This window comes from Mycolicibacterium sp. XJ879 (assembly GCF_053483935.1).
The window spans coordinates 291,661-316,951 of sequence record NZ_JBEFTH010000001.1 but is presented as its reverse complement, the minus strand read 5'-3'; the positions used below and the strand labels follow the sequence as shown (position 1 = coordinate 316,951).

27 protein-coding genes and 1 pseudogene are annotated in these 25,291 nt (G+C 68.1%); 5 read left to right on the top strand and 23 right to left on the bottom strand.

The features are described 5' to 3' along the window. Window positions 1–10: 10 nt before the first annotated feature. The 3 genes from ABQF13_RS01585 to map all read right to left on the bottom strand — a co-directional run bounded on the left by ABQF13_RS01585 (window position 11) and on the right by map (window position 3,103). Window positions 11–670, bottom strand: coding sequence for a hypothetical protein (locus ABQF13_RS01585; protein WP_448390913.1), 660 nt, complete (start codon window positions 668–670; stop codon window positions 11–13). Beyond that, the gene (locus ABQF13_RS01580; RefSeq protein WP_448390912.1) at window positions 667–2,166 is read right to left on the bottom strand and encodes a cobyric acid synthase; all 1,500 of its coding nucleotides are present in this window, start codon (window positions 2,164–2,166) and stop codon (window positions 667–669) included. Before ABQF13_RS01580 ends, ABQF13_RS01585 begins: the two co-directional genes overlap by 4 nt. A gap of 79 nt (window positions 2,167–2,245) precedes the next feature. Beyond that, window positions 2,246–3,103 (bottom strand): type I methionyl aminopeptidase, encoded by an 858-nt coding sequence (gene map, locus ABQF13_RS01575; RefSeq protein ID WP_448390910.1) that lies wholly within the window; start codon window positions 3,101–3,103, stop codon window positions 2,246–2,248. A 41-nt stretch (window positions 3,104–3,144) separates the two neighbouring features. Here map and ABQF13_RS01570 point away from each other — a divergent pair, with 41 nt between their 5' ends. Further along, window positions 3,145–3,327 (top strand): Cif family virulence factor, encoded by a 183-nt coding sequence (locus tag ABQF13_RS01570; protein WP_448390909.1) that lies wholly within the window; start codon window positions 3,145–3,147, stop codon window positions 3,325–3,327. Between the two features lie 70 nt (window positions 3,328–3,397). On the opposite strand, the gene ABQF13_RS01565 is transcribed toward ABQF13_RS01570, so the two are convergent. From ABQF13_RS01565 to ABQF13_RS01520, 10 genes and pseudogenes are all read right to left on the bottom strand, one after another. After that, complete coding sequence (locus ABQF13_RS01565; RefSeq protein ID WP_448390908.1) at window positions 3,398–3,982, bottom strand: DUF1707 SHOCT-like domain-containing protein; 585 nt, start codon at window positions 3,980–3,982, stop codon at window positions 3,398–3,400. 19 nt (window positions 3,983–4,001) lie between these two features. Continuing rightward, complete coding sequence (locus ABQF13_RS01560) at window positions 4,002–5,807, bottom strand: penicillin-binding transpeptidase domain-containing protein (protein ID WP_448390906.1); 1,806 nt, start codon at window positions 5,805–5,807, stop codon at window positions 4,002–4,004. 125 nt (window positions 5,808–5,932) lie between these two features. Then, entirely contained in the window at window positions 5,933–6,592 is a 660-nt protein-coding gene (locus ABQF13_RS01555) for a GNAT family N-acetyltransferase (protein WP_448390905.1), read from the bottom strand. A gap of 24 nt (window positions 6,593–6,616) precedes the next feature. Continuing rightward, complete coding sequence (locus ABQF13_RS01550; protein ID WP_448390904.1) at window positions 6,617–7,471, bottom strand: GNAT family N-acetyltransferase; 855 nt, start codon at window positions 7,469–7,471, stop codon at window positions 6,617–6,619. A 55-nt stretch (window positions 7,472–7,526) separates the two neighbouring features. Continuing rightward, window positions 7,527–8,690 carry a flavodoxin-dependent (E)-4-hydroxy-3-methylbut-2-enyl-diphosphate synthase gene (ispG, locus tag ABQF13_RS01545; RefSeq protein WP_448391370.1) on the bottom strand — a complete coding sequence of 388 codons (1,164 nt, stop codon included), beginning with the start codon at window positions 8,688–8,690 and terminating at the stop codon, window positions 7,527–7,529. Window positions 8,691–8,731: 41 nt separating this feature from the next. Continuing rightward, on the bottom strand, window positions 8,732–9,961 hold the full coding sequence (locus ABQF13_RS01540) for a M50 family metallopeptidase (RefSeq protein WP_448390903.1): 1,230 nt from the start codon (window positions 9,959–9,961) through the stop codon (window positions 8,732–8,734). Then, window positions 9,958–11,118 (bottom strand): 1-deoxy-D-xylulose-5-phosphate reductoisomerase, encoded by a 1,161-nt coding sequence (dxr, locus tag ABQF13_RS01535; RefSeq protein ID WP_448390902.1) that lies wholly within the window; start codon window positions 11,116–11,118, stop codon window positions 9,958–9,960. The genes ABQF13_RS01540 and dxr overlap by 4 nt, the downstream gene beginning before the upstream one ends. A 109-nt stretch (window positions 11,119–11,227) precedes the next feature. Beyond that, complete coding sequence (locus ABQF13_RS01530; RefSeq protein ID WP_448390900.1) at window positions 11,228–11,629, bottom strand: ester cyclase; 402 nt, start codon at window positions 11,627–11,629, stop codon at window positions 11,228–11,230. Beyond that, window positions 11,626–12,274: pseudogene (locus ABQF13_RS01525) on the bottom strand (LLM class flavin-dependent oxidoreductase). The gene ABQF13_RS01530 and the pseudogene ABQF13_RS01525 overlap by 4 nt, the downstream one beginning before the upstream one ends. A gap of 10 nt (window positions 12,275–12,284) precedes the next feature. Continuing rightward, a complete protein-coding gene (locus tag ABQF13_RS01520; RefSeq protein WP_448390899.1) occupies window positions 12,285–13,118 on the bottom strand; it encodes a mycofactocin-coupled SDR family oxidoreductase in 834 nt (277 codons plus the stop codon). 82 nt (window positions 13,119–13,200) lie between these two features. Between ABQF13_RS01520 and ABQF13_RS01515 the strand changes: the two genes are divergently transcribed. Further along, window positions 13,201–13,464, top strand: coding sequence for a DUF2631 domain-containing protein (locus ABQF13_RS01515; protein WP_448390897.1), 264 nt, complete (start codon window positions 13,201–13,203; stop codon window positions 13,462–13,464). Here the strand turns inward: ABQF13_RS01515 and ABQF13_RS01510 are convergent. Further along, window positions 13,461–13,988 (bottom strand): hypothetical protein, encoded by a 528-nt coding sequence (locus ABQF13_RS01510; protein WP_448390896.1) that lies wholly within the window; start codon window positions 13,986–13,988, stop codon window positions 13,461–13,463. The genes ABQF13_RS01515 and ABQF13_RS01510 overlap by 4 nt on opposite strands. Window positions 13,989–14,155: 167 nt before the next feature. Between ABQF13_RS01510 and ABQF13_RS01505 the strand changes: the two genes are divergently transcribed. Then, a complete protein-coding gene (locus tag ABQF13_RS01505; protein ID WP_448390895.1) occupies window positions 14,156–14,851 on the top strand; it encodes a DUF427 domain-containing protein in 696 nt (231 codons plus the stop codon). Window positions 14,852–14,866: 15 nt separating this feature from the next. Here ABQF13_RS01505 and ABQF13_RS01500 read toward each other — a convergent pair whose 3' ends face one another. Next, entirely contained in the window at window positions 14,867–15,784 is a 918-nt protein-coding gene (locus ABQF13_RS01500; protein ID WP_448390894.1) for an LLM class F420-dependent oxidoreductase, read from the bottom strand. A gap of 98 nt (window positions 15,785–15,882) precedes the next feature. Here ABQF13_RS01500 and ABQF13_RS01495 point away from each other — a divergent pair, with 98 nt between their 5' ends. Next, window positions 15,883–16,809: an LLM class flavin-dependent oxidoreductase gene (locus ABQF13_RS01495; protein WP_448391369.1), complete on the top strand. Its 927-nt coding sequence runs from the start codon at window positions 15,883–15,885 to the stop codon at window positions 16,807–16,809. Here ABQF13_RS01495 and ABQF13_RS01490 read toward each other — a convergent pair. Further along, window positions 16,806–17,969 carry an acyl-CoA dehydrogenase family protein gene (locus ABQF13_RS01490; RefSeq protein ID WP_448390893.1) on the bottom strand — a complete coding sequence of 388 codons (1,164 nt, stop codon included), beginning with the start codon at window positions 17,967–17,969 and terminating at the stop codon, window positions 16,806–16,808. The two genes, ABQF13_RS01495 and ABQF13_RS01490, sit on opposite strands and share 4 nt — an antisense overlap. Window positions 17,970–18,012: 43 nt before the next feature. On the opposite strand from ABQF13_RS01490, the gene ABQF13_RS01485 reads away from it, so the two are divergent. Beyond that, entirely contained in the window at window positions 18,013–18,483 is a 471-nt protein-coding gene (locus ABQF13_RS01485; RefSeq protein ID WP_448390891.1) for an SRPBCC family protein, read from the top strand. Window positions 18,484–18,528: 45 nt separating this feature from the next. Here ABQF13_RS01485 and ABQF13_RS01480 read toward each other — a convergent pair whose 3' ends face one another. The 7 genes from ABQF13_RS01480 to ABQF13_RS01450 are packed head-to-tail and all read right to left on the bottom strand — an operon-like array spanning window position 18,529 to window position 25,288. After that, entirely contained in the window at window positions 18,529–19,437 is a 909-nt protein-coding gene (locus tag ABQF13_RS01480) for an alpha/beta hydrolase (RefSeq protein ID WP_448390890.1), read from the bottom strand. A 7-nt stretch (window positions 19,438–19,444) separates the two neighbouring features. Next, on the bottom strand, window positions 19,445–20,962 hold the full coding sequence (locus ABQF13_RS01475) for a flavin-containing monooxygenase (protein ID WP_448390889.1): 1,518 nt from the start codon (window positions 20,960–20,962) through the stop codon (window positions 19,445–19,447). Next, window positions 20,944–21,645, bottom strand: a complete 702-nt coding sequence (locus ABQF13_RS01470; RefSeq protein WP_448390888.1) for an SDR family NAD(P)-dependent oxidoreductase — start codon at window positions 21,643–21,645, stop codon at window positions 20,944–20,946. The genes ABQF13_RS01475 and ABQF13_RS01470 overlap by 19 nt, the downstream gene beginning before the upstream one ends. A gap of 2 nt (window positions 21,646–21,647) precedes the next feature. Beyond that, entirely contained in the window at window positions 21,648–22,391 is a 744-nt protein-coding gene (locus ABQF13_RS01465; protein ID WP_448390887.1) for an HpcH/HpaI aldolase family protein, read from the bottom strand. Continuing rightward, complete coding sequence (locus ABQF13_RS01460; protein WP_448390886.1) at window positions 22,388–23,356, bottom strand: zinc-binding dehydrogenase; 969 nt, start codon at window positions 23,354–23,356, stop codon at window positions 22,388–22,390. Before ABQF13_RS01460 ends, ABQF13_RS01465 begins: the two co-directional genes overlap by 4 nt. A 1-nt stretch (window position 23,357) precedes the next feature. After that, window positions 23,358–24,587 carry a cytochrome P450 gene (locus tag ABQF13_RS01455; protein ID WP_448390885.1) on the bottom strand — a complete coding sequence of 410 codons (1,230 nt, stop codon included), beginning with the start codon at window positions 24,585–24,587 and terminating at the stop codon, window positions 23,358–23,360. Further along, entirely contained in the window at window positions 24,584–25,288 is a 705-nt protein-coding gene (locus ABQF13_RS01450) for an NIPSNAP family protein (RefSeq protein WP_448390884.1), read from the bottom strand. Before ABQF13_RS01450 ends, ABQF13_RS01455 begins: the two co-directional genes overlap by 4 nt. Window positions 25,289–25,291: the final 3 nt, after the last annotated feature.

Here is a 25,291-nt window from a genome sequence, read left to right as displayed (position 1 = left end):
AACAGCTGGGTCATGCCGCTTCGATGCGCTGCGCCTGTTTGGTTGTCAGATCCAGAAAAGTCTGCGGCAGCGGACCTTTGACCGGCACCGTCGGGTTGGGGGTGGGAAAGGCGACACCGAAAACCGCCATCGGGCCGACGTTCTCGAACGAGAAGTAGACGCTGTTGTCGACGTCGCCGAGGCGCATCGTCTGCTGGTACACCAACGCCTGCGCACGCGGCGCCGCCACCTTGGTGGTGGTGATCGGTATGCCCGGCTCCGACGGGTCGAAGAACGTCTCGAAACGCGCGCAGCGCTCGGCGGTGGCGGCCAGCCGGTCCAGATCCAGCGGCCAGGTCAGCACCGTGATCACCATCCGGGCGCCGTCGTAGCCGACGAGGTATTCCGCGGCACTGCCCGGGCCGCGCTCACCGGAGTCGGCGATCACCCGGGTCAGACCGTCGGAGCAGCCCGCCGGTTTGGACACCATGGACGGCGCGGTAAGCCCGCCCTCGGGCTCGCCGGCGCCCTCGGTGATGCGCTCGTACTGCACACCGGGCGGAAAGTCGGCGGCGCTCAGCAGCACCTTGTCCAGCCGGGCGCCAGGCCACGTCGGGGTGCCTGCGATGTGATGTGCGCACCCGGCCAGGGTCACGGCGACGACGGCCGCTGCGACGACGCGCCGTGTCACGGTGCCAGCTTCGCGGTGATCGTCGGGCGGGGCGGCGGGTCACCGTCGAGCAGATCCAGCACGGCGTCGACGTCGAGGTGGGCGGCCAGCAGATCGGCCATCACATCGAGTTGGGCATCGCGGCGCGCACGGACGTCGACATCGTCGGCGACCACGAACCCCGTCCGGCCCGCGGCCACCGCCACCTCCGAAAGCCATTGCCGCCGAACGTCGTTGTTGTCGAGCAGCCCGTGCCAGTGGGTGCCGAACACCATGTCGCGCCGCACCCCCACGGGGTTCGTACCGCCCAGCCAGTCGTCGGCGGCACAGCGGGTGAGGCGGCCGTGGTGGATCTCATAGCCGTGTAGCGGAGCGTCGTGGTGGCGCAGGGTCTTGTCGGGTGCGAACACGATGTCGGCGTCGAGCAGACCCAAACCGCTGACCGCGCCCTCCCCCGACTCCACGGCATCGTCGATGCGTCGGCACAGCATCTGAAAGCCACCGCACACCCCCAGCACCGGCTTACCGGCTTCGGCGTGCGCGCTGATGGGCCCGGCCAGCCCGCGTCGGCGCAGCCAGTCCAGGTCGGCGACGGTGGCCTTGCTGCCCGGGATGACGATCACGTCGGTGTCGGCCAAGTCGGCGGGATCGGCGACCCAGCGCACCAGCACGCCGGGTTCACACGCCAGCGCCTCGACGTCGGTGGAGTTGGAGATGCGCGGCAACCGGATCACGCCGACCCGCAGCCACTGCATGCCGCGCGGCGGTTGCGGATCCCCGAGCACCTGACGCGCCAGCACCGAGACGGAGTCCTCGGTGTCCAGCCACAGCCCGTCGGCATACGGGATGACGCCGTAGGTCGGCCGACCGGTCAACTGCTGCAACTGATCCAGGCCTGGGGCCAGCAACGCGGGGTCGCCGCGGAACTTGTTGACCACGAACCCGGCGATGAGCCGTTGGTCGGCGCCGTCGAGCACCGCGACCGTGCCGTACAGATGGGCCAGCAAACCGCCGCGGTCGATATCGCCGACCACCACGACCGGCAGGTTCGCCGCCCTGGCCAGCCCCATGTTGGCCAGATCGGTTGCCCGCAGGTTAATCTCGGCCGGCGAACCGGCGCCTTCGCAGATCACCGCGTCGAATTCGCTTTGCAGCTGCCGCATTCCCTCGACCACCACGCCTGCGAGCCGTTCGCGATGGGTGAAATAGTCCCTGGCGCTGACGGTGTCGGTCACCTGGCCGCGCACCACCAGCTGTGAGGTGCGGTCGCTGCCCGGCTTGAGCAGGATCGGGTTGAACCGGGTGTGCGGGGCCAGACCTGCGGCGCGGGCCTGCGCCGCCTGCGCGCGCCCGATCTCGCCGCCGTCGACGGTGACCGCCGAGTTGTTGGACATGTTCTGCGCCTTGAACGGCGCGACGCGGATGCCCTTGCGGTACAACAGCCGGCACAGCCCCGCGACGACCATCGACTTGCCGGCATCCGATGTGGTGCCGGCCACCAGCAGCGCGCCGCTCATTTTTCTTGCGCGAGCAGACGCAGCGGGTTGCTATCCGCGTCGAATTCGCACGCTTCTGCGTCTGCTCGCGGGAAGGCGGTCACAACTGCGTCAGGATTTCGGCGCCGTCGTCGGTGACCACCAGCGTGTGCTCGAACTGCGCGGTCCACTTCCTGTCTTTGGTCGCCACGGTCCAGCCGTCGTCCCAGATCTCGTAGTCCAGCCCGCCTAGGTTGATCATCGGCTCGATGGTGAACGTCATCCCGGGTTCCAGCACGGTCTCCACGGCGGGCTGGTCGTAGTGCAACACCACCAGACCGTTGTGGAAGGTGGTGCCGATGCCGTGGCCGGTGAAATCACGAACCACGTTGTAGCCGAACCGGTTTGCATACGATTCGATGACCCGGCCGACCACCGACAGCTGCCGGCCCGGTTTGACGGCCTTGATCGCGCGCATGGTGGCCTCGCGGGTGCGTTCGACGAGCAGGCGGTGCTCCTCGGCGACGTCGCCGGCCAAGAAGGTGGCGTTGGTGTCGCCGTGCACCCCGTGGATATAGGCGGTGACGTCGATGTTGACGATGTCGCCGTCCTCGATGACAGTCGAGTCCGGGATGCCGTGGCAGATGACCTCGTTCAGCGACGTGCAGCACGACTTCGGGTAGCCCTTGTAGCCCAGGGTGGACGGGTAGGCGTCGTGGTCGACCATGTACTCGTGGGCGACGCGGTCCAGTTCGTCGGTGGTCACACCGGGGGCGACGGCCTTGCCGGCCTCGGCCAGCGCACCGGCGGCGATGCGGCCGGCGATGCGCATGTTCTCGATCACCTCCGGGGTCTGCACCCACGGTTCGCTGCCCTCGCGCGCCGTCTGCATGCCCACGTACTCCGGGCGGGCGATGTGTTTGGGCACCGGCAGGGTCGGTGACACCTCGCCGGGGCGAAGAGCGGTGCGAACGGGCATGACGCCAGAATAGTCGGAGCGTCCGGTTAAATTCGGTGGCGATGACGATCGACGAGGTGGACGCCCAGTTCGCCGCCAGGTTCGCCGAGCGCTTCGCCGACGCCTGGCGCAGCCCCGACCTGGCCAAACATGAGGCGCTGTGGTGCGAGAACACCGTGTTGAGCCAGCCGATGATGGGCACGCTGCGCGGTAAGCAGGCCTGCCTGGAGGCGTCACGCTGCTGATCGGCAAGCTGGTCGCCCGCCCGGCCGGCTGGGACCGGTTGGCGCGCATTGGTTCCCAGCTGTTTCGGCGCTAACGGTCGAACGGGCCGAACCGCCACGGTCGCCGCGGCCCGCGGATGTCGACCGATCCGCACACCACCTTGCCGGTGAGTACGACATGCGGTCTGCCCTCGGCGGGCGCGTCCCTGCGGTGGTCGCGCGCGCTGCCGACGAGCACCTCGACGTCGTCGATCGACGCGCTGGCGCCGTCGGGCAGCCGCAGGTCCAGCCCGCCGAACCTGAGGTCGAGCTCGACGACGACCATCGGGCCGGCGAACCGTGCCCTGGTCAGGTCCAGATCGATCGACCCCATCCGGCGGCGCAGCGCCAGCCGGGTCGGCACCGTCCACTCGCCGTGGCGCTTCAGTGAGCCCAGCACCCCGCGCAGCTCCACCCGGTCGGTGGCCGAGGTGACGATCGCACCGGGTCCGGGCAGGTCGTCGACCAGCGCTTCGAGGTCGGAGTGCAGTCGAGCCTGCGCGACGGCCGCCGAGCGCTCTTCGAACTCGTCGATATCGATGAGCCCCAGCGCGACGGCGTTGTGCAGCCGACGCAGCGTGCCGCTGCGGTCGGCGTCGGATACCCGCATGAAGGCGTGGTCGTCGATCCCTGTCATAGCCCTTCCGACAGGCTACTCAGGCTTGATAGTGCGCAGGCAGTCCGTCGAGCATGCCCTTGAGCATCCGCACCGCGTACTCCGAGGATCCCCCGCCGACGATCAGCGCCGCGAACGCCAGGTCGCCGCGGTAGCCGGCGAACCAGGAATGCGATCCGCCCGCGAACTCCGCCTCACCGGTCTTGCCCCGCACGTCACCGGCGCCCTGCAGACCTTCGGCCGTGCCGTTGGTCACCACCAGCCGCATCATCGGCCGCAGCCCGTCGAGGATCTTGTCGCTGATCGGCTCCAGGTCTCCGTTGACCTCGGTGGGGCGGCCCTGGATCAGCTGCGGCACAGGGGTTCTGCCGGCCGCGACCGTCGCTGCGGCCAGCGCCATGCCGAACGGGCTGGCCAACACCTTGCCTTGGCCGAAGCCGTCCTCGGTACGTTCGGCCAGGTTCACCGTCGGCGGCACCGAACCGGTCACGGTGGTCAGCCCCTCGATGTCGAAGTCGGCGCCGATGCCGTATTTGGCGGCTGCTTTGGTCAACCCGCGCGGCGGCATCCGGCTGGCCAGTTCGGCGAACGTGGTGTTGCACGAACTCGCGAACGCCCGCGACATCGGCACGGTGCCCAGGTCGAAGCCGCCGTAGTTGGGAACAGAGCGGTGCCCGATGTCCATGGTCCCCGGGCACGGCAGCAGCGTGTTGGGCGTGGCCATATCGCGTTCGATGGCCGCGCCCGCGGTGACCATCTTGAACGTCGAACCGGGCGGATACAGCCCCATCGTGGCGATCAAGCCCTCGGCGTCGGCCGCGGCGTTCTGCGCCACCGCCAGAATCTCACCGGTGGACGGTTGCAGTGCCACGATCATGGCCTGCTTGCCGGTGGTGTTGACGGCCTGCTGCGCGGCGTCCTGCACGACCCGGTCGAGGCTGATCCTGATCGACGGCGCCGGTTCACCCGGCACCTCGTGCAGCACGTCGACGTCGACCCCGTTCTGGTTGACGGTGACCACGCGCCAGCCCGCCTGCCCGTCAAGTTCGCCCTGCACCGCGTACCGGACCTGGTTGATGATGGCCGGCGCGAACTTTTCGTCGGTGGGCAACAACGCGGCCTGCGGGGTGATCACCACACCCGGGCGCGCCCCGATGGCGCCTTTGACCCGGTCGTGGTCGGCCTGAGCCAGGATCATCAGGTGCAGCGGCTCTTTCGACGAGCTGGCCAACTCGGCAAGCCGCTGCGGGTCCATGGTGTGGTCGAAGGGGTGCAGCGCCTCGGCGACGACGCGGGCGGTCGGCATCAACGCCTCCCCTGCCGCCTTGGCGTCCAGCGCGTAGCTGTAGCGGTAGCCGGGCACCAGCACTTCGGTGCCGCTGCGTTCGATGACCGACGCGCGCGGTGGTTGGTCGGCGCGCAGCGTGAAGCTCTGGTTCTCTCCGAGTGACGGGTGCAGCCCGGTCGCGCTCCAGCGCACCTTCCAGCGGCCTTCGTCGCGCACCATGTTGAGCTGGCCGTCGTAGGTCCAGGTCCGGTCTTTGGGCAGGTGCCAGGTGTAGCGGTAGGTGATGCTGCCGGTGTCCTCGGTGTACTTGGAGCCCAGGATCTGGGTGTCCAGATGCGTGGCCTGCAGCCCAGCCCAGCCTTCGTTGAGCGCTTGGCGTGCCTGGGCGGGATGGTCGCTGAACTCCGCGGCGGCGGTGGTATCGCCGGTGGCCAGCGCGGCGAAGAACTTTTCGGCGGTCGACTCGGGGCCGGCTGGCCGGGGTGTACACCCCACGAGGCCGACGACCAAAGCCGCGGCCGCAAGGAGACCCGCTACGCGTGATACTGAAGTTGCCATTGGGGCAGATGTTACGAAGCCGAGACCTAAACGTCCCGTAGGCGCGCTCCAGCCTGTCGCCGAAACCGACATTTTGGCGGAAAAGCGCGCGCGAAATCGACCAAAGCGTCGGTCTCGGCGCTCCGCTAGGACCCCGCGGCCGGGGCGCGCACCACCAGCGGCACCGCCGGGAAGTAGGCCGCCATCTCGGTACGCGACTTGCGCAGCGCGGCGGTGCCGTAGCCCTGCTTGCGGTGCTCGGGGTGAATCCAGATCCGCACGTTGACTTCACCGGATACCAGGTCGCCGAACACCATGCCGACCTTGCGCGGCCCGTGCACGGCCACCAGCCACGCGGCCTCTTCGGCGTTGACGCGGCACAGCCCGGCCCGGATCTCCTCGTCGAGATCACCGGCGGGTGCACGCGACCCGTCCCCAGCCTCCCGCACATCGGCGGTGCGCGCCGCGAACACGTCGCGGTCCTCATCGGGGTTGAACGGACGCAGCACCATGGTGTCGACCGGACGGACCGGTTCACCCATGGTGAAGCTGAGCTGGTTGTTGAGATCCTCGAGTTCGGCGGTGATTCTGCGCCGCGCCACCTTGGTGAGTCGGTCGAACGATAGCCGCAACACCGCTTCGGCGGCCATGGCCGACGTGCCGAGGTGCGCGGCGATGGCCTCGATGGCCGCGTCGTAGTCCTCGGCCTCGACGATGACGTCGAGCAACTCGTGACGGTGTTCGAGCGCACGCATCAGCGCATCGGCGATCTCTCTGCGCACCACCCTCGGGTCCACGTCGGTCATGGTCTGAGCGTAACGAGAACGTTCTCAGTCGAGCAGCACCGTGGCGAACGTACCGACCTCGACGAAGCCGATGCGCGCGTACGTCGCGCGGGCCACGGTGTTGAAGCTGTTGACGTACAGGCTGGCGATTCGACCACTGCGCACAATCGCCGACGCCAGCGTCGCGGTGCCCGCCGTGCCCAGCCCGCGGCCGCGGTAGTCGGGGTGCACCCACACGCCCTGGATCTGTCCCACCGACGGTGATTGCGAACCGACTTCGGCCTTGAACACCACTTGGCCGCGGTCAAAACGCGCCCATGCCCGGCCCGCGGCGATCAGCCCGGCCACCCGACGCCGGTAGCCGCGTCCACCGTCGCCGATCCGTGGGTCGATACCTACCTCGCCGATGAACATGTCGATGGCGGCCACCAGGTATGCGTCGAGTTCGTCGGCGCGCACCGGCCGCACAGCCGGATCGGTGGCGCACCGCGGCGACGTGCTCAACGCCATCAACGGCTGGTGTTCACGCACATCGCGGGCCGTACCCCAGGTGCGCTCGAGGCGTTGCCACATCGGCAGCACCAACTCGGCGCGACCCACCAACGACGAACAGCGCCGCGCCGTGCTGGTCGCCTTGTCGGCGAACGCCTCCAGATCGGTCATCTGACCGCGCAGCGGAATGAGGTTGGCACCGGCGAAACACAGGGATTCGTTCACCCGTCGCCGCGTCCAGAGTTCGCCGCCGATCGCCGCGGGCTCCACACCGTGTTCGGCGACCCGCGCGGTGACCATGCAGGATCCGACTGGATCCTCGTCGAGCACTTGCATCACCGCGCCGACGTCGCGCGCCACCGACACCCGTCGATCCTCTGCGAGACGAAACAGCGGCGGAGCCGACATGGAGACTCTTTCTAACCAATCCCGGCGGTGGGTGGCTGCGCTGGCGGAGCCACGTTCAGCTTACGGTGACAATCGGCGAACCGCTCGCAGTTGTTTCGCCGCCGCCATCGGCTTCCCCGGCTGCCTCGCCCAGTTCCGAGGCCAACCGCATCGCCTCCTCGATCAGGGTTTCGACGATCTGTGCCTCGGGGACCGTCTTGATCACCTCGCCCTTGACGAAGATCTGCCCCTTGCCGTTGCCGGATGCGACGCCCAGGTCGGCCTCACGGGCTTCGCCCGGACCGTTGACGACGCAGCCCATCACCGCGACGCGCAGCGGCACATCGAGCCCATCGAGCCCGGCCGTCACCTCGTTGGCCAGCTTGTAGACGTCGACCTGCGCGCGCCCGCACGACGGGCACGACACGATCTCCAGCGAGCGCGGCCGCAGGTTCAGCGACTCCAGAATCTGGTTGCCGACCTTGACCTCTTCGGCCGGCGGCGCGGACAGCGAAACCCGGATCGTGTCGCCGATCCCGCGTGACAGCAGCGCACCGAACGCCACGGCGGACTTGATGGTGCCCTGAAACGCCGGGCCCGCTTCGGTCACCCCGAGGTGCAGCGGGTAGTCACACTGGGCGGCCAGCTGCTCGTAGGCGGCGACCATGACGACCGGGTCGTTGTGCTTGACGCTGATCTTGATGTCGCCGAAGCCGTGTTCCTCGAACAGCGAGGCCTCCCACAGCGCGGACTCGACCAGCGCCTCCGGGGTGGCCTTGCCGTACTTCTCCATGAAGCGCTTGTCCAGCGATCCGGCGTTGACGCCGATCCGGATCGGGATCCCCGCCGCGCCCGCGGCCTTGGCGACCTCCCCGACGCGGCCGTCGAATTCCTTGATGTTGCCGGGGTTCACCCGCACGGCCGCGCAGCCGGCGTCGATCGCGGCGAAGATGTACTTGGGCTGGAAGTGGATGTCGGCGATCACCGGGAGCTGGCTGTGCGTGGCGATTTCGGCCAGCGCGTCGGCGTCTTCCTGACGCGGGCAGGCCACCCGGACGATGTCGCAGCCGGTCGCGGTCAACTCGGCGATCTGTTGCAGGGTCGCGTTGACGTCGTGGGTCTTGGTCGTGGTCATCGACTGCACAGCGATCGGATAATCGCTGCCGATCCCGACGTCGCCCACCATCAACTGGCGGGTCTTGCGCCGCGGCGCCAACGTCGGGGCGGGCAGTCCCGGCATTCCGAGACCGACGCCGACGGCGGAAGTCACGTGTTTCTCTCCTACTGGAAGAGCCTGATCGGGTTGACCAGGTCTGCGGTCACGGTCAGCAGCATGTAGCCGACCACCACCACCAAGACTACGTAAGTCGCGGGCATGAGCTTGAGATAGTTCACCGGAGCCCCCGCCACCATGCCGCGCGCCGACCGGATCATGTTGCGGATCTTCTCGTAAACCGCGATCGCGATGTGACCTCCGTCAAATGGCAGCAGCGGAACGAGGTTGATCGCACCGAGCACGAAGTTCAACTGCGCCAGGAAGAACCAGAACGCCACCCACAACCCGGCATCCACGGTGTCACCACCGATGATGCTGGCGCCGACGACGCTGATCGGGGTTTCCGGATCGCGTTCGCCGCCGCCGATGGAGTGCATCAGCGCGCCCACCTTGGTGGGGATCTTGGCCAGCGCCTTGCCCAGTTCGACGGTCAGATCGCCGGTGAACGCAAACGTCGCCGGTACTGCGGAGAGCAGGTTGTGGTGGGTCGGGCCGAACTGCGCGGCGCTGACCCCGATGGCCCCGACCGTGGCCGGCCCGTCCTCGCCGTCGGCGGTCCAGCGCTGCGTCTGGGTGACGTCGACGACGGTGGTGAACTCGCGCGTCTGGCCGTCCTGGTCACGCTGCACGGTCAGCTGCGTCGGCCCACTCTGTTCGCGCACCGCGGCGGCCATTTCGGTGAAGTTGGCCACCGGGGTGTCGCCGACCGCGACGATCGTGTCGCCGCCTTGGATGCCCGCCAGGGCGGCGGGTCCGGGGCCGGTGCAGTCGCCGAGCTCACCCTTGGTGACTTCGGCTGCCACACAACCGGTTTCACCGACGACGGCGGTGGTGGGCGGATGCAGGTTGGGCAGCCCCCACACGACGGCGATGCCGTAGATCAGGACCAGGCCGATGACGAAGTTCATTGCGGGCCCAGCCGCCAGCACCGCCGTACGCTTCCACGTCTTCTGCTTGTACATGGCGCGCTCGTGCTCGTCGGGCCCCAGTTCCTCGACCGCGGTCATGCCCGCGATGTCACAGAAGCCGCCGAGCGGGACCGCCTTGACGCCGTACTCGGTTTCGCCGAGCTTGTTGGGCCGCCGCGTGGACCACAACGTGGGGCCGAACCCGACGAAGTAGCGGCGCACCTTCATCCCGGTGGCGCGCGCCACCCACATGTGCCCGCATTCGTGCAGGGCCACCGACACCAGGATGGCCAACGCGAACAGCACGACACCGACTACGAACATCATCTGGTGGCGACAACCTCTCGTTCGACCGCGCTGCGTGCCCGGTCCCGTGCCCACCGTTGGGCGTCAAGTACCTCATCCACGGTAGCGGGTTCACCCGTCCATTCGTCGGCACCGCGCAGCACGTCGTCGATGGTGCGCACGATGCCCGGAAACGCGATCCGCCCGTCCAGAAACGCGGCGGCAGCCTCTTCGTTGGCGGCGTTGTATACCGCGGTCAGACAACCGCCTTTCGCGCCGGCGCGCCGGGCCAGGTCGACGGCCGGAAACACCGAATCGTCCAGCGGTTCGAAGTCCCACCTCGATGCGGTGGTGAAATCGCAGGCCAGCGCCGCGCCGGGTACCCGCGACGGCCAGCCCAGCGCCAGCGCGATCGGCAGCTTCATATCGGGTGGGCTGGCCTGAGCCAGCGTGGAGCCGTCGGTGAACGTCACCATCGAATGCACGATCGACTGCGGGTGCACGACCACCTCGATGCGGTCGTACGGCACGCCGAAGAGCAGGTGCGTCTCGATCAGTTCCAGGCCCTTGTTGACCAGCGACGCCGAGTTCAGGGTGTTCATCGGGCCCATCGACCAGGTGGGGTGGGCGCCAGCCTGTTCGGGGGTGACGGTTTCGAGCTGCTCGGCGGTCCAGCCGCGAAACGGGCCGCCCGACGCGGTGAGCACGATTTTCGCGACCTCGGCGTGGGTGCCGCCGCGCAGGCACTGGGCCATCGCGGAGTGCTCGGAGTCCACCGGCACGATCTGTCCGGGTGCGGCGGCCTTGAGCACCAGCGGGCCGCCGGCGACCAGCGACTCCTTGTTGGCCAGCGCCAGCCGGGCGCCGGAGGCCAATGCCGCCAGGGTGGGTTTGAGCCCCAGGGCGCCGACGAGCGCGTTGAGCACGACGTCGGCTTCGGTGTTCTCGACCAGTTGGGTGGCGGCGTCCGGCCCGGCGTAGGTGACGTCACCGACGCGCTCGGCCGCGGCGAGGTCGGCGACGGCGATGTTGGTCACCCCGGTCCCGGCGCGCTGCCGGGCCAGCAGGTCCGGGCTGCCGCCGCCGGCTGCCAGCCCGACGACCTCGAATCGGTCGGGGTTGGCGGCGATGACCTCCAGCGCCTGGGTGCCGATCGAGCCGGTACTGCCCAGCAGCAGCACCCGCTGTCTGTTGCTCACCGATCCATTGTGCCCTGTCTTCACATCCACGAGCAGACAGAGCAGGGGGTCAAAGGCCCCGTTTCCACACGCTTCTGCGTCTGCTGCTCGCGGCCGGAAGGGTGCGCGACTAGAGCTGCTGTAGCAGCCCGTGCATGTCGAGCTGCCCGCGATGGGCCACCAGCGCGTCGCCCTGGAAGCGGTCGATGTGGATCCCCGCGACCGACACCTGGTTGCCCGTCGGCGCGATACCGCGGAAATCGCCGCGGTGCGTCGCCTCGAACCGGCAGCGCGACACCCCGTGGGACCCGTCGACGAGCACTTCCTCGATGACGTGGCGGCCGTCGGGAAACGCCTCGCTGAACTCCCGCAGCTGGGTCAGCCACGCGTCCCATCCGATCGGCCCGGCGCTGCCGACTTCGACGACCACCCGCGGTGACACGAGTTCCTCGAGCGTCGACCAGGCGCGCCTGTCGATCGCGCCGTACAGACCCTCCACCAGTTCGCGGATTTCGTCGGCCTGAAAACTCATGTGCGCACCTTCTGGATGACGTTCTCGGCGAACCGTTCGATCGGTGCGCGGAACCGCTCGACGTCTCCCGTGGGCAGGTCCAGCCCTGCCCACGGACTGCACATCACCGCGGTGATGCCCAAATCCTCGGCACGCTTGTACAGATCCGGTGACGGCGTGTCGGGCAGCGCCAGGATGATCTCGAACGGCTCGTCCTGCCGGCCGTATTCGCGGCGCAACTCGTTGAGCCTGTTGACGTAGGCCATCGCGTCATCCAATAGATAGGCGTAGCCGACCCAGCCGTCGCACAACCGCGCAGCCCGGCGCAGCGCCGCCTCCGACTCCCCGCCGCACAGGATCGGCACCGGGTGCGCCGGATGCGGTTCGATCATCATCTCGGGCACCTCATAGTGCCTGCCGGAGAACCGCAGCCGCCGCGTCACCGCCGCCATCGCGCCGATCAGCACCCAGCAGTCCGGCCACGCCGTCTCCGGAGCCCCACATCGGCTTGCCGGTCGGCGAGTCTGGGTACGGCGACGACAGCTCACGCGGATAGATGAGGTGATCCGAACACACGATGCCGTCGTAACCGGCCTCGTCGAACATCTGCGCCACCGCGACGGTCTCCGACGTCTTCATGAAGGCCGTGCCGGACCAGAACTCCATGCCGCTTCTCCTATTTGGCGGTCAGACCGCCGTCGACGGGCAGCGTCACCCCGGTCAGGTACCGGCCGGTGTCTCCGCACAGGTAGACCATCGCATCGCTGATCGCCTCGGGTTCCACCGGTGGGACCGGCAGCAGCGGTTGTTGCGCGGCGCCGAACCCGGCGTGCTCCTCGACGAAGCGACCGGCGGCCTCGTTGAGGATCATCGGTGTCGCCACGCCGCCGGGATGCACGGAGTTGACGCGGATGTTCTTGGCCGCCAACGAGTTCGCATAGTGGCGCATCAGGCCGACGACGCCGTGTTTGGCCGCGGTGTAGCCGGCCGCACCGTGGCTCATGGTGTCGTAGCCAGAGCTGACGGACTTGAGCCCGGCCGCTGAACTGGTGATGACCACGACGCCGCCGTCCCCGTGGCCCAGCAGGGCCGGCAGCGCCGCCTCGACCGTGTAGTACACGCCCTTGAGCATGATGTCGACGGCGTCGATGAACGACGCCATCTCGTTGCGCCGGTCCCCGATCGCCGGGAAGATGCCGGCGTTGGCGAGCACGAAGTCGATGCGCCCGAATTCGGCGACGCCGCGGTCGACGATCTGTTTCAACCGCGCGAAGTCGCGGACGTCACCGTGTTCGGCCACGATGCGCCGCCCGGTCTTCTCCACGAGGTTGACGGTCTCGTCGAGATCCTCCGGGGTGGGCATCGGATATTCGACGCTGTCGAGTTGCTCGCACAGGTCAACCGCGATGATGTCGGCACCTTCCTCGGCGAACCGGACGGCGTGCGCGCGGCCCTGACCCCGCGCCGCACCGGTGATGAACGCGACCTTGCCGTCGAACTGGGATGTCATGAGGACTCACCCTACGGCGGCGTGTAGTAGGCCTATGCCAGAATGTCGGCTAGCACCGAAGACCGACCGTTAAGGAGCAGCCGTGCCCAGCACCGAGCTTGAGCGACGTACCGGCGCCAACGATGTTGACGTCGAGGATGTGCCGTCGGCCGAATGGGGCTGGTCGAAGGAGAACCCGAAGGTCATCCACATCGGCGGGCTGTTGGCGGCCGCGTTTCTGCTGATCATGATGCACGGCAACCACGTCGGTCGCGTCGAGGACATCTTCCTCATCGGCTTCGCGGCGCTCATCGTCGCCTTCGTCGCGCGTGACTGGTGGCTGCGCCGCCGCGGCTGGATCCGCTAAACCGGGTACACCGGCCGAAACGCTTCGGCCCCGAGGTCGTACAGGGTTTCGGTGGCGCCGACACCCCGGTGCGGCACCCGCGCGGCAGCCAACGCGTGCGCCTTGAACGCCCGCGCCGCGACGCTGAGCCGGTGCTGCTGCGGATCGATGCGACGGCCCAGTTCATCAGGCCAGGACTGCCCCCACACCGTCACCTCGGCGGCCGCGGAGTTCCACAGCGCCAGCACCTTCTCACGTAGTTCCGCGTCGCTGCGCAGCAGGTCGGCGCTGACCGCCAACGCGCCGCCCGCCGAGGGGTCCAGGGCCGAAATCGGGGTGGCGCCAAGGATCGTCAGCGCCCGCACGTCGTCGGTATCGACCAGCACGTTGACGGTCCAGCCGGCGCTGGCCCGGTCATAGATCCAGCCGCCCGACGCCGCAACCAGATCGGCGACGCTGGCGGCCACCACGGTGAGCTGGTGGCGTTCGGCTTCCTTTGCGGCCTCGTCGACCTTGTCGGGCGCGGTGATGGGTCGGGTCGCCATGTCAGTCCTATCCGATCAGTCCATCGCGTGCGGGCGGCACACATAGAGCGTGACATTTTTACGCTGATCTGTAAAGGCTACGAGGTTCGCCGTGATCTCGTGTCGAAACCGGGTAAGTGTGTGCGGGAGTACCGTTTCGACGGCTCGTTCGTGTCAGAGTGGTGTCCATGAGTCTGGTCGCCGGGCGCGGTCCGTTGAGCACGGATCCCGCCGGATGGTTCTCTCCCCCGCTGCCCGAGGTGGTCTATGTCGAGCCGCACCCGCGCCGCGTGCAGGGTCTGCGCGACGGCCGGGCCGTCATCGACACCGAACGGGTGCTGCTGGTGCACCGACGCGGTCATCCGCTGAGCTACGCGTTCCCGGTCGAGAAGGTCGGCGAGCTTCCGCGCGAGCCGGTTTCGGAGGCGCCCGGATACGTGCGGGTGCCATGGGACGCCGTGGACACCTGGCTGGAGGAAGGGCGCCGGCTCGTGCACTACCCGCCCAACCCGTATCACCGCGTCGACTGCCGCCCGACCGACCGGCGGCTACGCGTCACCGTCGCCGACACTACGCTCGTCGACACTGCCGACACGGTGATCGTGTTCGAGACCGCCGTGCAGACCCGTCTCTACGTCGATCCGGAACAGGTGCGCACCGATCTGCTGCGGCGCTCCGACACCACCAGCTACTGCAACTACAAGGGCTACGCCACCTACTGGTCGGCGGTGATCGGCGATGAGGTCGTCGACGACGTGGCCTTCAGCTACGACGACCCGCCGCCCGAAACCCTGCCCGTCAAAGGGTTTTTCAGCTTCGACGGCGAGCGCATCGACGTGTTCGCCGAACTGCCTCAGCCCGCGGCACGCCCCACAGGAACCTGATCGACGCGCGTAGGCTCACCCGGCGGCGATCACCGATCTCCCGAACTCCTCGACGGTGTCGAGCACATGGGCCAGGCTGTCGCCGGGCAGCCCGACCTGCACCCAGGTAACCCCCACGGCGGCAAGTTTTTCCAGCCCGGAGAGGTAGGCGTCGGCATTGAAGCCGTCGCTGCCGGGAGTGCCGCCGTCGGCGTTGGTGAACGTGACGTCGACGGTCGAGAAGTCCCGGCCCGCCTCGTCGAACCGCCTGCGCAGATCGTCGACGCCGGCGGCCAGCCCGTCGGCGTCCAGCTCCGCGGTGCGTGCCGTGCGCGCCAGCATGGCCGGCGCGGCGAACGGACACCACCCGTCACCGAAGGCGGCCACCCGCCTGCGGGCCGCCGCGGTGTTGCCGCCGATCCAGATCGGCGGATGCGGGTCGCTGACCGGACGCGGGTGCGCCGTTATGCCGTCGGCGGTGAAGTGGCGGCCCGCATACGAGAAGTCGTCGGTGGTCCAGATCCCGCGGATGACTTCCAGCGCCTCTTCGAACAGCGCGGCACGTTCGTCGAACTCGACCCCCAGCGCGGCGAACTCCCGCTTGAGATATCCCACCCCGACCGCGAGCGTGAACCGGCCTTCCGACAGCAGATCCAGCGTGGCGCCCGCTTTGGCCACCACGAACGGGTTGCGGTACGGCAGCACCACGATGTTGGGGATCAGCCGCAATGTCGTCGTCGTGGCGGCAGCGAAACCCATCGCCACGAACGGATCGACGGCGTCGTGTCCGCCGGCCTGCAGCCACCGCTCGGTGGGTGCAGGGTGGTCGGTGAACCCGAACCCGTCGAAGCCGGCCTTCTCGGCGGCCGCGGCCACCGCCGCGATCCCCGAACCGGTCACCAACTCCGGGTTGTACGGATGGCTGTGCATCGGATGCGTGAACGCGAACCGCATAGAGGTGCTCCGCTCTAGAACCGTCTTCTTGATTTCTGAGAATGTCGTTACCATGCGGGCAGCCGAATGTACAGGATCTGACGATGGGAACGGTTTCGATGACCAAGCCGGAGATCGGCGTGTATTTACCGCAGATGGGCTTCACCTACGACCAGATCCTGCACCGCACCCGGCGTTGCGAGCAGCTCGGCATCGACTCGGTGTGGCTCTATGACCACCTCTACGGGCCCGGCGTTCCGGACTATCCGTCGCTGGAGGCGTGGACGCTGGCAACAGCACTGCTCAGCCACACAGAACGCATCGAGATCGGACATATGGTGCTGTGCAACCAGTTTCGTCATCCCGCGGTGCTGGCCAAGATGGCCACGACGCTCGATCAGATCTCGGCGGGCCGCCTGCAGCTGGGTATCGGCAGCGGGTCGATCGAGGATGAGCACCACCGGGCCGGGTTGGCGTGGGGAACGTTTCGGGAACGCTCCGATCGGCTGGGTGAGACGCTGGAGATCCTGCACCAGGCGTTCGCGAATGAGGTGATCGACTTCGCCGGCAAGCATTTCGAGGTGCGCGACTTCCCGGTCAAGCCTGGTCCGGTGCGGCGCCCGCCGATCGTCGTGGGCGGTGTCGGCGAGAAGTACACGCTGCCGTTGGTGGCGCGCTATGCCGATGTGTGGAACGTGCCCACCTATGCGCTCGGCGAACTCCCGCACAAGACGTCGGTGTTGCGGTCGATCTGCGACGAGGTCGGCCGCGATTTCTCGACGATCGTGTTGTCGGTGGAGGTTGTGATGGCGCTGGCGCCCGACGACGCGTCGCTGCCCGCGGTGCGGCAGCTGGCCGAAAAGCGTTTCGGCCTACCGGCTTTCGGGCTCAAGGAGGGCGGGCTGGTAGGCACACCGCCGGCCGTCGTTGACCGGCTGCGCGAGCTGCAGGAGCTGGGCTTCGGCCAGATCGTGTTGTTCACCCACGACCGTGGATCCGATGAGACGCTGGAGCTGCTGGCCGCCGAGGTGATCGCCGCGCTCTAGGCGGGCCGCTTGACCGGCGGGGAGTAGTTGGGGCGGCCGAGCCCCAACACGTGCTGGGCGATCATGTTGCGGAACACCTCCAGGGTGCCGCCGTAGATGCCGGTGGGTACGGCCAACCGGAACAGGTACTCGACCCCGCCGTCGGCGGCGGCGCCCTCGGCGTCGACGGGCAGGGCCGCCGCGGCGCCCAGGATGTCCATCAGATCCGGTGTGATATCGCGCATCGTCTGCGCGATCGCGACTCGGCCGAACATCTCGGGGGCGCTGGCCGCGGCCTCCATCCGGGCGATCGCGCGGCCCAGCCGGTATCGCACCGCGTCGTCGTCGCTTGTCACCGCCGCGACCCGGTCGACGGCCTCGCCCAGCAGCAGCAGATGCTCCGTCATGGTCGCCAGCTTCTGCAGGCCCTGCGCGTCGCGTTCCACGGTGCCGTGTTCGGCGTTCAGCGCTTGCCGCAGCACCGCCCAGCCGCCGTTGACCTCGCCGACGCGGTACCGGTCATCGACGCGCACGTCGCTGTAGTAGGTGATGTTGGTGCGGTCGCCGTCGACGGTGCGCAAGGGCTGGATCTCCACGCCGGGGCTGTCCAGCGGCACCAGGAACATGGTCAGGCTCTGGTGTTTGGGCGCATCGGGGTCGGTGTTGGTGATCAGGAAGACGTAGTGGGCGTTGTGGGCGTTGGAGGTGAACATCTTGGCGCCGTTAATAACCCAGCTCTCACCGTCGCGCACCGCACGGGTCTTGCAGGTGGCGACGTCCGAGCCGCCCTCGGGTTCGGTATAGCCCAGGCACAGCCGGTAGTGGCCGGTGAGCACCTTGGGCAGCACCTCCTCGCGCAGTTGCGGTGACGCGAACTGTTCGACGGTGTGCGCGACCATGGCTGTGGTGGGCCAGTGAAACCACGGGGTGTGTGCGCGCCCGATCTCCAGCTCCCAGATGCGGCGACGCACGGCTGAAAAGCCGCCCTCGGACTCGGGTTTGAAGTCGGCGGCCAGATAGCCGCGTGCGCCGAGCGCCAGATGCACGCCCTCGTCGAAGTTCTCACCGGTCTCGCGGTCGCGGCGGATGACCTCGTCGGTCACGACCGTGCTCAGGAAGCTACGCAGTTCGTCGCGGAACGCCCGGTCCTCGTCGGACAGCTGCACGTGCGAGAAGTCCACCGAGACACCGTGACATTCGAATGCCTTTTTGTAAAGTACCCGGATGGGTATTGTGACCACGACTTCGGAAACCACCTTCGCCGAGGCGCCGGAGGTGATCTATGACTTCGTCACCAACCCCGCCAACTGGACGAAGACCTACCCCGGTAGCGCGCATATCGATGGCCTGCCCGCGGACCTGCCGCTGAAAGTCGGTGACACCTGGACCGAGTCGGGACCCGACGGCGACCGCATCTTCACCTGGCATCTGGCCATCGCCATGCGCCCGAGCATGTGGGTCTTCAACTCGGTCGGTCGCCTCGGGCACGACGCCGACGGCAACGGCGGCATGGAAGGCCGCATCACGGTGCAGTACCACTTCACCCGGCCCGGACCGATCGTCACGTTGTTCACCAGGACGATGACGGTCGAGGCCTACAAGCACGCTCCGCTGCCCGACGGGTTCTTCCGCACCGTCAATCCCGCCCACATCGACGCCTACCACGCCGCGGTCGCTAGGGAGCTGGCGTCGTGATTTGTGTGCGTTCGCGAGCGCCACGCGCGCCTGAACGCACACAAATCACCAAAGCGCTCTGCGCAGCGCGGCCCCCTGGAGGGCGAACAGCTGCTCGCTGACTTCCCAGTCCGGCAGCAGCGAATCGAAGCCGTGACAGGTGCCTGCGAACACGTGCAGCTCCGTGGCCACCCCGGCCCGCAGCAGCCGGGTGGCGTAGTCGATGGCTTCGTCGCGCAGCGGGTCGAGATCTGAGCAGCTGATGAAAGCTGGTGGCATACCGGATAATTCGTCAGCACGGGCGGGCGCAGCATCGGCGGTCACCAGTTGGCCGGCCAGGTAGTGGCGCCACATCGCTTCCGTGGCCGGGCCGTCGAATCCGGGCGTGGTGTCGAACTCCTGCTTGGACGGTGTCGGGCGGTCGTCGAGCACGGGTTGGTGCAGCAGCTGAAATTTCACGGGCGGGGCGGATCCGACTGCGGCGCGCTGGGCCAGCCGTGCCACCAGCGCACCGCCCGCGCTGCTGCCGGCCACCGCCAGCCGGCCGGAGTCGATCCCGAGCACCGATGCGCTGGTCACCGCACCCTCCAGCACCGCCGACGCGTCGTCGAGCGCGGCCGGATACGGGTGTTCGGGCGCCAGCCGGTAGTCGACGGAGACCACGGTGCAGCAGCCACGCCTGGCGAACTCGACGCACTGGCGGTGGTCGGTGTCGAGGTTTCCGAGTACGAACGCCCCTGAGTGGCAGTAGATCAGCGCAGGTGCCGGGGACGACGTCGCGCGGTAGATCCGCACCGGGACCGACGCCACCGTGCGGTTCTCGACCTCGACGCCGATGGTGTCGACGCCGCGGGCCGTTTCGGCGCGGCGCTGGCTCAGCGAATCCCGGACGACGCCGAGCACGCTCGGCGTCAGATCGGTGCGGGCCCCGGCGAGATGGCGCAGCGCGGGGTCGAGACGCTCGGCGATGTTCACGGCCCGGCTACCGGTTGGCCGCCGTACGCGGTTCGGCAGCAGCGGAGTTCGATCGCACCGGCGCATCGAACGTGTAGTCGGCGGGCCGGAACCGGCGCGTCATCGCCCAGAACGCGCGGGCGCTGCGGGGCCACTGGGTGACCACCCGGCCGTTGGGGGCACGGAAGTAGTTGCTGCACCGGGTGAGCCAGACAGTGCCCTTCATCCACTCGTCGATCTTGGCGAGAAACGCCGCCGTGGTCGACGGTCGGACCGCGATGTAGGGCTTGCGTTTGCGCCGCATGTACTTCAGCGCGCTCACCACGTAGTGCGCCTGGGCTTCGAGGACGAAAATGACGCTGTTGGAGCCGACGTTGGTGTTCGGGCCGTAGAGCAGGAAGAAGTTCGGGAAGCTTGGGACGGTCATGCCCAGGTAGGCGTGCGCGCCGTCGCGCCACGTGTGCCGTAGCGTCGTCCCGTGCTCGCCGACGACGTCGAGTTGGCCCAGGTAGTCGGCGGCGGCGTAGCCGGTCGCGCACAGCACCACGTCGACGTCGAGTTCGCGGCCGTCCTCGGTGATCAGGCTGCATGCGCGCAGCGACCGGGCGGGGCTGTCGACCACCTCGACGTGCGGTTGGGTCAATGCCTGCAGGTAGTCGGTGGCGAACACCAGCCGTTTGCAGCCCAGCGGATGCTCGGGGGTGATCTTGGCCCGCAGTTCGGCGTCGGGCACGGTGGCTTCGAGGACGCGCAGCGCGATGTCGCGGAACTCTCGGGTCTTGTCGCTGCCGTGCTCGATCACCGAGATGTTGGCCTCGCTGCGCAGCCACAGCCGGGTGCGATAGATCTTCTTGGCCAACGGGACATGGCGAAAGACCCACTTCTCGCGCTCGGAGTAGGCCCGGTCGGGTTTGGGGAGCACCCATGTCGGTGAGCGTTGCACCGAGTACACCTTCTTGGCCACCTTGGCGACCTCGGGAACCAGTTGTGCCGCGGTGGATCCGGTGCCCAGCACCGCCACCCTGGCGCCGGTGAGGTCCACCGAGTGGTCCCAGCGCGCGGTGTGCATCAGCGCTCCGGTGAACGGCTCTTCTTCGGTCAATTCGGGCATGACCGAGCGGGTGAACATCCCCACCGCGGAGACCGCGATGTCGAACCGGTACGTCTGGCCGTCGGCGGCGGTGAGTCGCCATTCGCCTGCGGTGTCGTCCCAATGCGCTGCGACGATCTCGGTGTGCAGCTTCAGGTGCGGTTCTAGTTCGTAGCGGCGCGCGCAGTTCTCGAAGTACTCGAGGATCTCGGGCTGTGCCGACCACAGCCGTGACCAGTCGGCGTTGAGGTCGAAGGAGTACGAGTACAGGTGCGACTTGACGTCGCAGGCCAGGCCCGGATAGGTGTTGATGCGCCAGGTGCCGCCGACCCCGTCTTCGCGATCGAAAATCGTGAAGTTGTCAAATCCGGCTTTACGCAGGAGGATTCCCAGCGCCAACCCGCCCGGCCCGGCGCCGATGATGCCGACCGACAGGTTCATCCGATGCGCAGGCATTGTCCTCCGTCCACGACAAGTTCGCTTCCCGTGATGAACGACGCCTGATTGGAGGCCAGGAACGCCACGGCGTCGGCGACCTCGACGGGTTGTCCGAGCCGTCCGAACGACGCGGTGAGCCGGCTCTGGGTCGCGTCGTCGAGCATCGGTGTCGCGATCGGCCCGGGGAAGACAGCGTTTACCCGGATGTCGTCGTGCGCCAGTTCGGCGGCAGCGATCTGGGTCAGCCCGCGCAGCGCCCATTTCGAGGAGCCGTAGGCGGCGTGATGCGGAAACGCCCGCATTGCGCCGGTGCTGCAGGTGTTGACGATTGCCGCGCCGTCGGCGGCCCGGAGGTGCTCGAGCGTGGCCTGGATGCCTAGGAACGGGCCGAAACAGTTGACACGCCAACTGCTTTCGAAGCCCTGCGGGGTTTCGTCGGCCAGCGCGGCGCGGTGCAGCACCCCGGCGTTGTTCACCAGCGTGGTCAGCGTGCCGAACCGGTCGGCGGCGGCGTCGACCGCGGCGCGCCACCCGTCTTCGGAGGTGACGTCGAGCGCGACCGAAAGAACACCCTCGTCCGCGATGTCGATGGGCAGCACATCGCATGCGGCGACCAGGAACCCGTCCGCGCGTAACCGCGCCACGATCGCCGCACCCTGCCCCCGCGCGGCGCCGGTCACCAGCGCGACCCGGTCGCTCATTGTCACTGTGCCTCCCGCAGGTAGTCGGCGGCGCCCCTGCGCAGCGCCTGCGACTCCGAGGCCAGCGTAATCATCTGAAATCCGGTCTGCGCCATCGTCTTTGCGTGCGGCCCGGCACCGGCGTGGATGCCGGCGATCAGCCCGGCCGCTGTTGCGGCGTCGTGGGCGCGGATGATCGCATCCTGTACGGCCGGTGCGGTCCACGCCTCCGCCGGAAGGCGCCCGAGGCTGATGGCCAGGTCCGCGGGTCCCACATAGATTCCCGAAAGACCGGGCACGCCGCAGATCTCGTCGAGCGCCGAAAGCCCTTGCGCGGACTCGATCATGGCCAGCACCGTCACCCGCGCCTCGTGCTCAGCGGGTTCTCGGCCCAAACTGGCCCGCAGCGGACCGTAGCTGCGCACCCCGGCCGGCGGGTACCGGGTGGCGGCGACGGCGGCAGCGGCCTGTTCGGGCGACTCGACCATCGCGACGATCACCGCGTCGGCGCCTGCGTCGAGCACCCGGCCGATCGGTGCGGGGTCCGCCGACGCCAACCGCACCGCCGTGCCGATCGGCACGTGCTCGAGCCTGCGCAACAGCAGGGCGACGTCGGCGTCGTCGAGATACCCGTGCTGAAGGTCGAATCCGACGTAGTCGTAGCCGGCGTGGGCGAACTCCTCCGGAGCGATGATGGTCGGGCCCACCACCCAGCCGCCCCACACCCGCTCTTTGGCGGCCAGTGCCTGCTGCAGGCTACTGGTCACTCGACGATCGCGATCTTGATACGTTCGGGCGTCGGCCGGCAGGCCAGCTCGAAAGCCGCCTGGACGTCGTCGATACCGAACGGGTGGGTGACGTAGGCGGGTAGCAGCTCGGGGTGTTGGCGGGCGAAATCATCGGCGGCAGAGAGCATTCGGCGCCGCTCAAGGGTCACCCCCGATTTGAGCGTCAAGTTGTTGCGCAGCATGGTCCGCATGCTGATCGGGTAGCTGTCGTCGTCGGGCACCCCAAAGTAGAACACCGTGCCGCCGGGTGCGGTCGCCTCGATGGCATGGCCGAGGGTGGCGACCTGGTGGCCGACCGCTTCGATGACCACATCGGGGCGGTCGTCGGGGATCCGGTGGCTGACCCACCGGTCGCTGGTAGCGCGCACGATGGTGTCGACGCCGAACCGTTGCCCGATGCCGTCGCGGTCGACGGGATCCACACCCGTCACCCTGCGAGCTCCGAAAGCCTTTGCGACATAGGAGAACAGCAGCCCGATCGAGCCCTGCCCGATGACCGCGACATGGCGGCCTTTGACGCTGCCGATCTGCTCCATCGCGTACAGCACGCAGGCCAGCGGTTGCAGGGCCACCGCATGCTGGGGGCTCAGCGCCGGGTCGTAAGGCGCCAACCCGTCGCCGTCCGCGACGACGTGCTGCATCAGGCCATCGAATCCCGACGCCCAGCCCACGACCGGATCGCCGACGCCGTGGCTGCGGTGCCGGCTCGCGATGACCTCCCCGACCACCTCGTGAATCGGGAAACCCGGTTTCTCCGCGGCGTATTGGCCCGCATCGCCGGCGATCTTGCCGCGCACGCCGCGAAACGGCGACAGGTCGCTGCCACACACCCCCGCGGCGCGGAACCGCAGCAGCACCTGGCGGTCACCCAGTGATTCGGGTGAGATCTCGGCGACGTCGTGGCGTTCGAAGGTGTAGGGCGCCACCAGCCGGTAGGACCACACGTCAGACCTCCACCTGGACGGGAACACTGTTCCAACCCCATTGGAAACTCGACGGCGGCCGTGCCGCAGCTTCGCAGACGATGCGCCATTCGGGTACGCGGCGCAGCCATTCCGACACCAGGATCGCGATTTCGAGGCGTGCGAGATGCACACCGAGGCAGAAGTGTTGACCGCGGCCGAATGCCAGCAGCCTTTCGATCGGCCGGTTCCAGACGAACGCGTCCGGTTCGGGGTATTCGCGTGCGTCGCGGTTGGCCGAGGCGAGCAGGGTGATGATCCTGCTACCAGGGCCCAGCGTGGTGTCGGCGATCGAAAACGGTTTGCGTACGGTGCGGGCGAACCACTGCGCGGGGGCGCAGTAGCGGATCATCTCCTCGCGCGCGACGGGCACGTTGGCGGTGGGGTCGGCGCGCACGGCGGCTAACTGGTCGGGATGTTTTGTCAGTTCCCACAATCCGTGTGCGACAATCTTCGGCACGGTTTCGGTGCCGCCGATGAACACGCCCAGCATCTGGGTGGCGGCTTCGACGTCGCCCAACGCCGACCCGTCGGGCAGCCGGTAGTCGAGAAGGTTTTCGGCGATCGGGTTGTCGCTCACCTCGGCGCGGCTGCGCTGCACCAGCGGGATGAGATATTCCAGATAGCCGGGTCGGGCGTTACCCACCTCCACACCGCTGCCCGGCTGGGCGAGGCTGCCCGCATTGACGGTCGCCAGCACCTCGGGCGCGAGTTCGACCGGCATGCGCAGCAGATCGCAGACCACCGATGCGGCGACGATACCGCCGTAATCCTGTGTGAGGTCGAAGGATCCGCGCGGCAGCAGTTCATCGAGTCGCTCATTGGCCAGGGCGCGGATCCGGTCGGCCATTGCGGCGACGGGCTTCGGCCGGAACTGCCCGGCGGTGCAGCGTCGCACGCCCTCGTAGATCGGGCTGTCGAAGTTGGCGTGAAACGGCATCGGATGCAGCGGCGGGTCGGGCACCGGACCGTCGTTGTGGTGTGCAAGAACCGTGGCGGCGGGCAAGGTCCCCTCCGAGGCGACGAAGGTGCCGTCGTTGACGGCCAGCACCCGCCAGATGTCGTCGAACCGCGACAGCGCGTAGGTGTCCCACTTCTCGACGTAGTACACCGGGTACCTCTCGCGCAGCACCCGGTAGTACGGTAGCGGGTCGGCCATCACGGCGGGATCGAACGGATCGTAGGAAAACGTTTGCAGCGCAGTAGTTGTCATTGCAGTGGTGATGGGGGTAGGGCCGCCAGAATGGAGTCTTCCCAGCCGTCGCGCAGGGCGGGCGCGACGCTCATCCAGGTGACGATTTCGGCGGGCGGGTTGTCTTTCCAGGACGGGTAGTGGTTGGCGAAGCAGTCCCAGTCGCCCTCCAGCGCCCAGTAGTGGATCACCTCGTTGAACCGGAACGTCGTGATGAACGAACCGAGCCAGCGCTTACCGGTGCGCTCCGACCACGGCACGTAGAGGCGCTCGAGCTCGCGGATGTAGTCGTCCTGACGGCCGGGTTTGGTCTGCATGATCTCCTGGATCACCAGTCCGGCTGTGCAGTTGGCCTCTTGCAGCTGCGCCAGCGTCCTGTTGCTCCGGCCGGCGTACATGATCCGGCCCTCGCCGCGGGCGCCGGTCTCGGCGAGGAACTGCGACCATTTCGCCACGGCCGCTTCGTGGCTGCCGCCACGGGCCTGCGCGCTGCCGATGCGCGCGTAGTCGGCGAACTGGTCGATCTCCCAGATGATCGTCACCTGAGGCCAGTGGCCGTTGTACGGGGTGGTCTCCCAGATCCCGAACAGCCGCGCCCCCAGTTCGGCCATCATCGGGTGGTAGACGTCGCTGAACGTCTCGGTGAAGCGCTCGGCACGGCCGGAGCCGAGGTCGATCGTTTCGTGGAGGTAGAGGAGGGTGTGGCCGTGGTATCGCTTCATGAG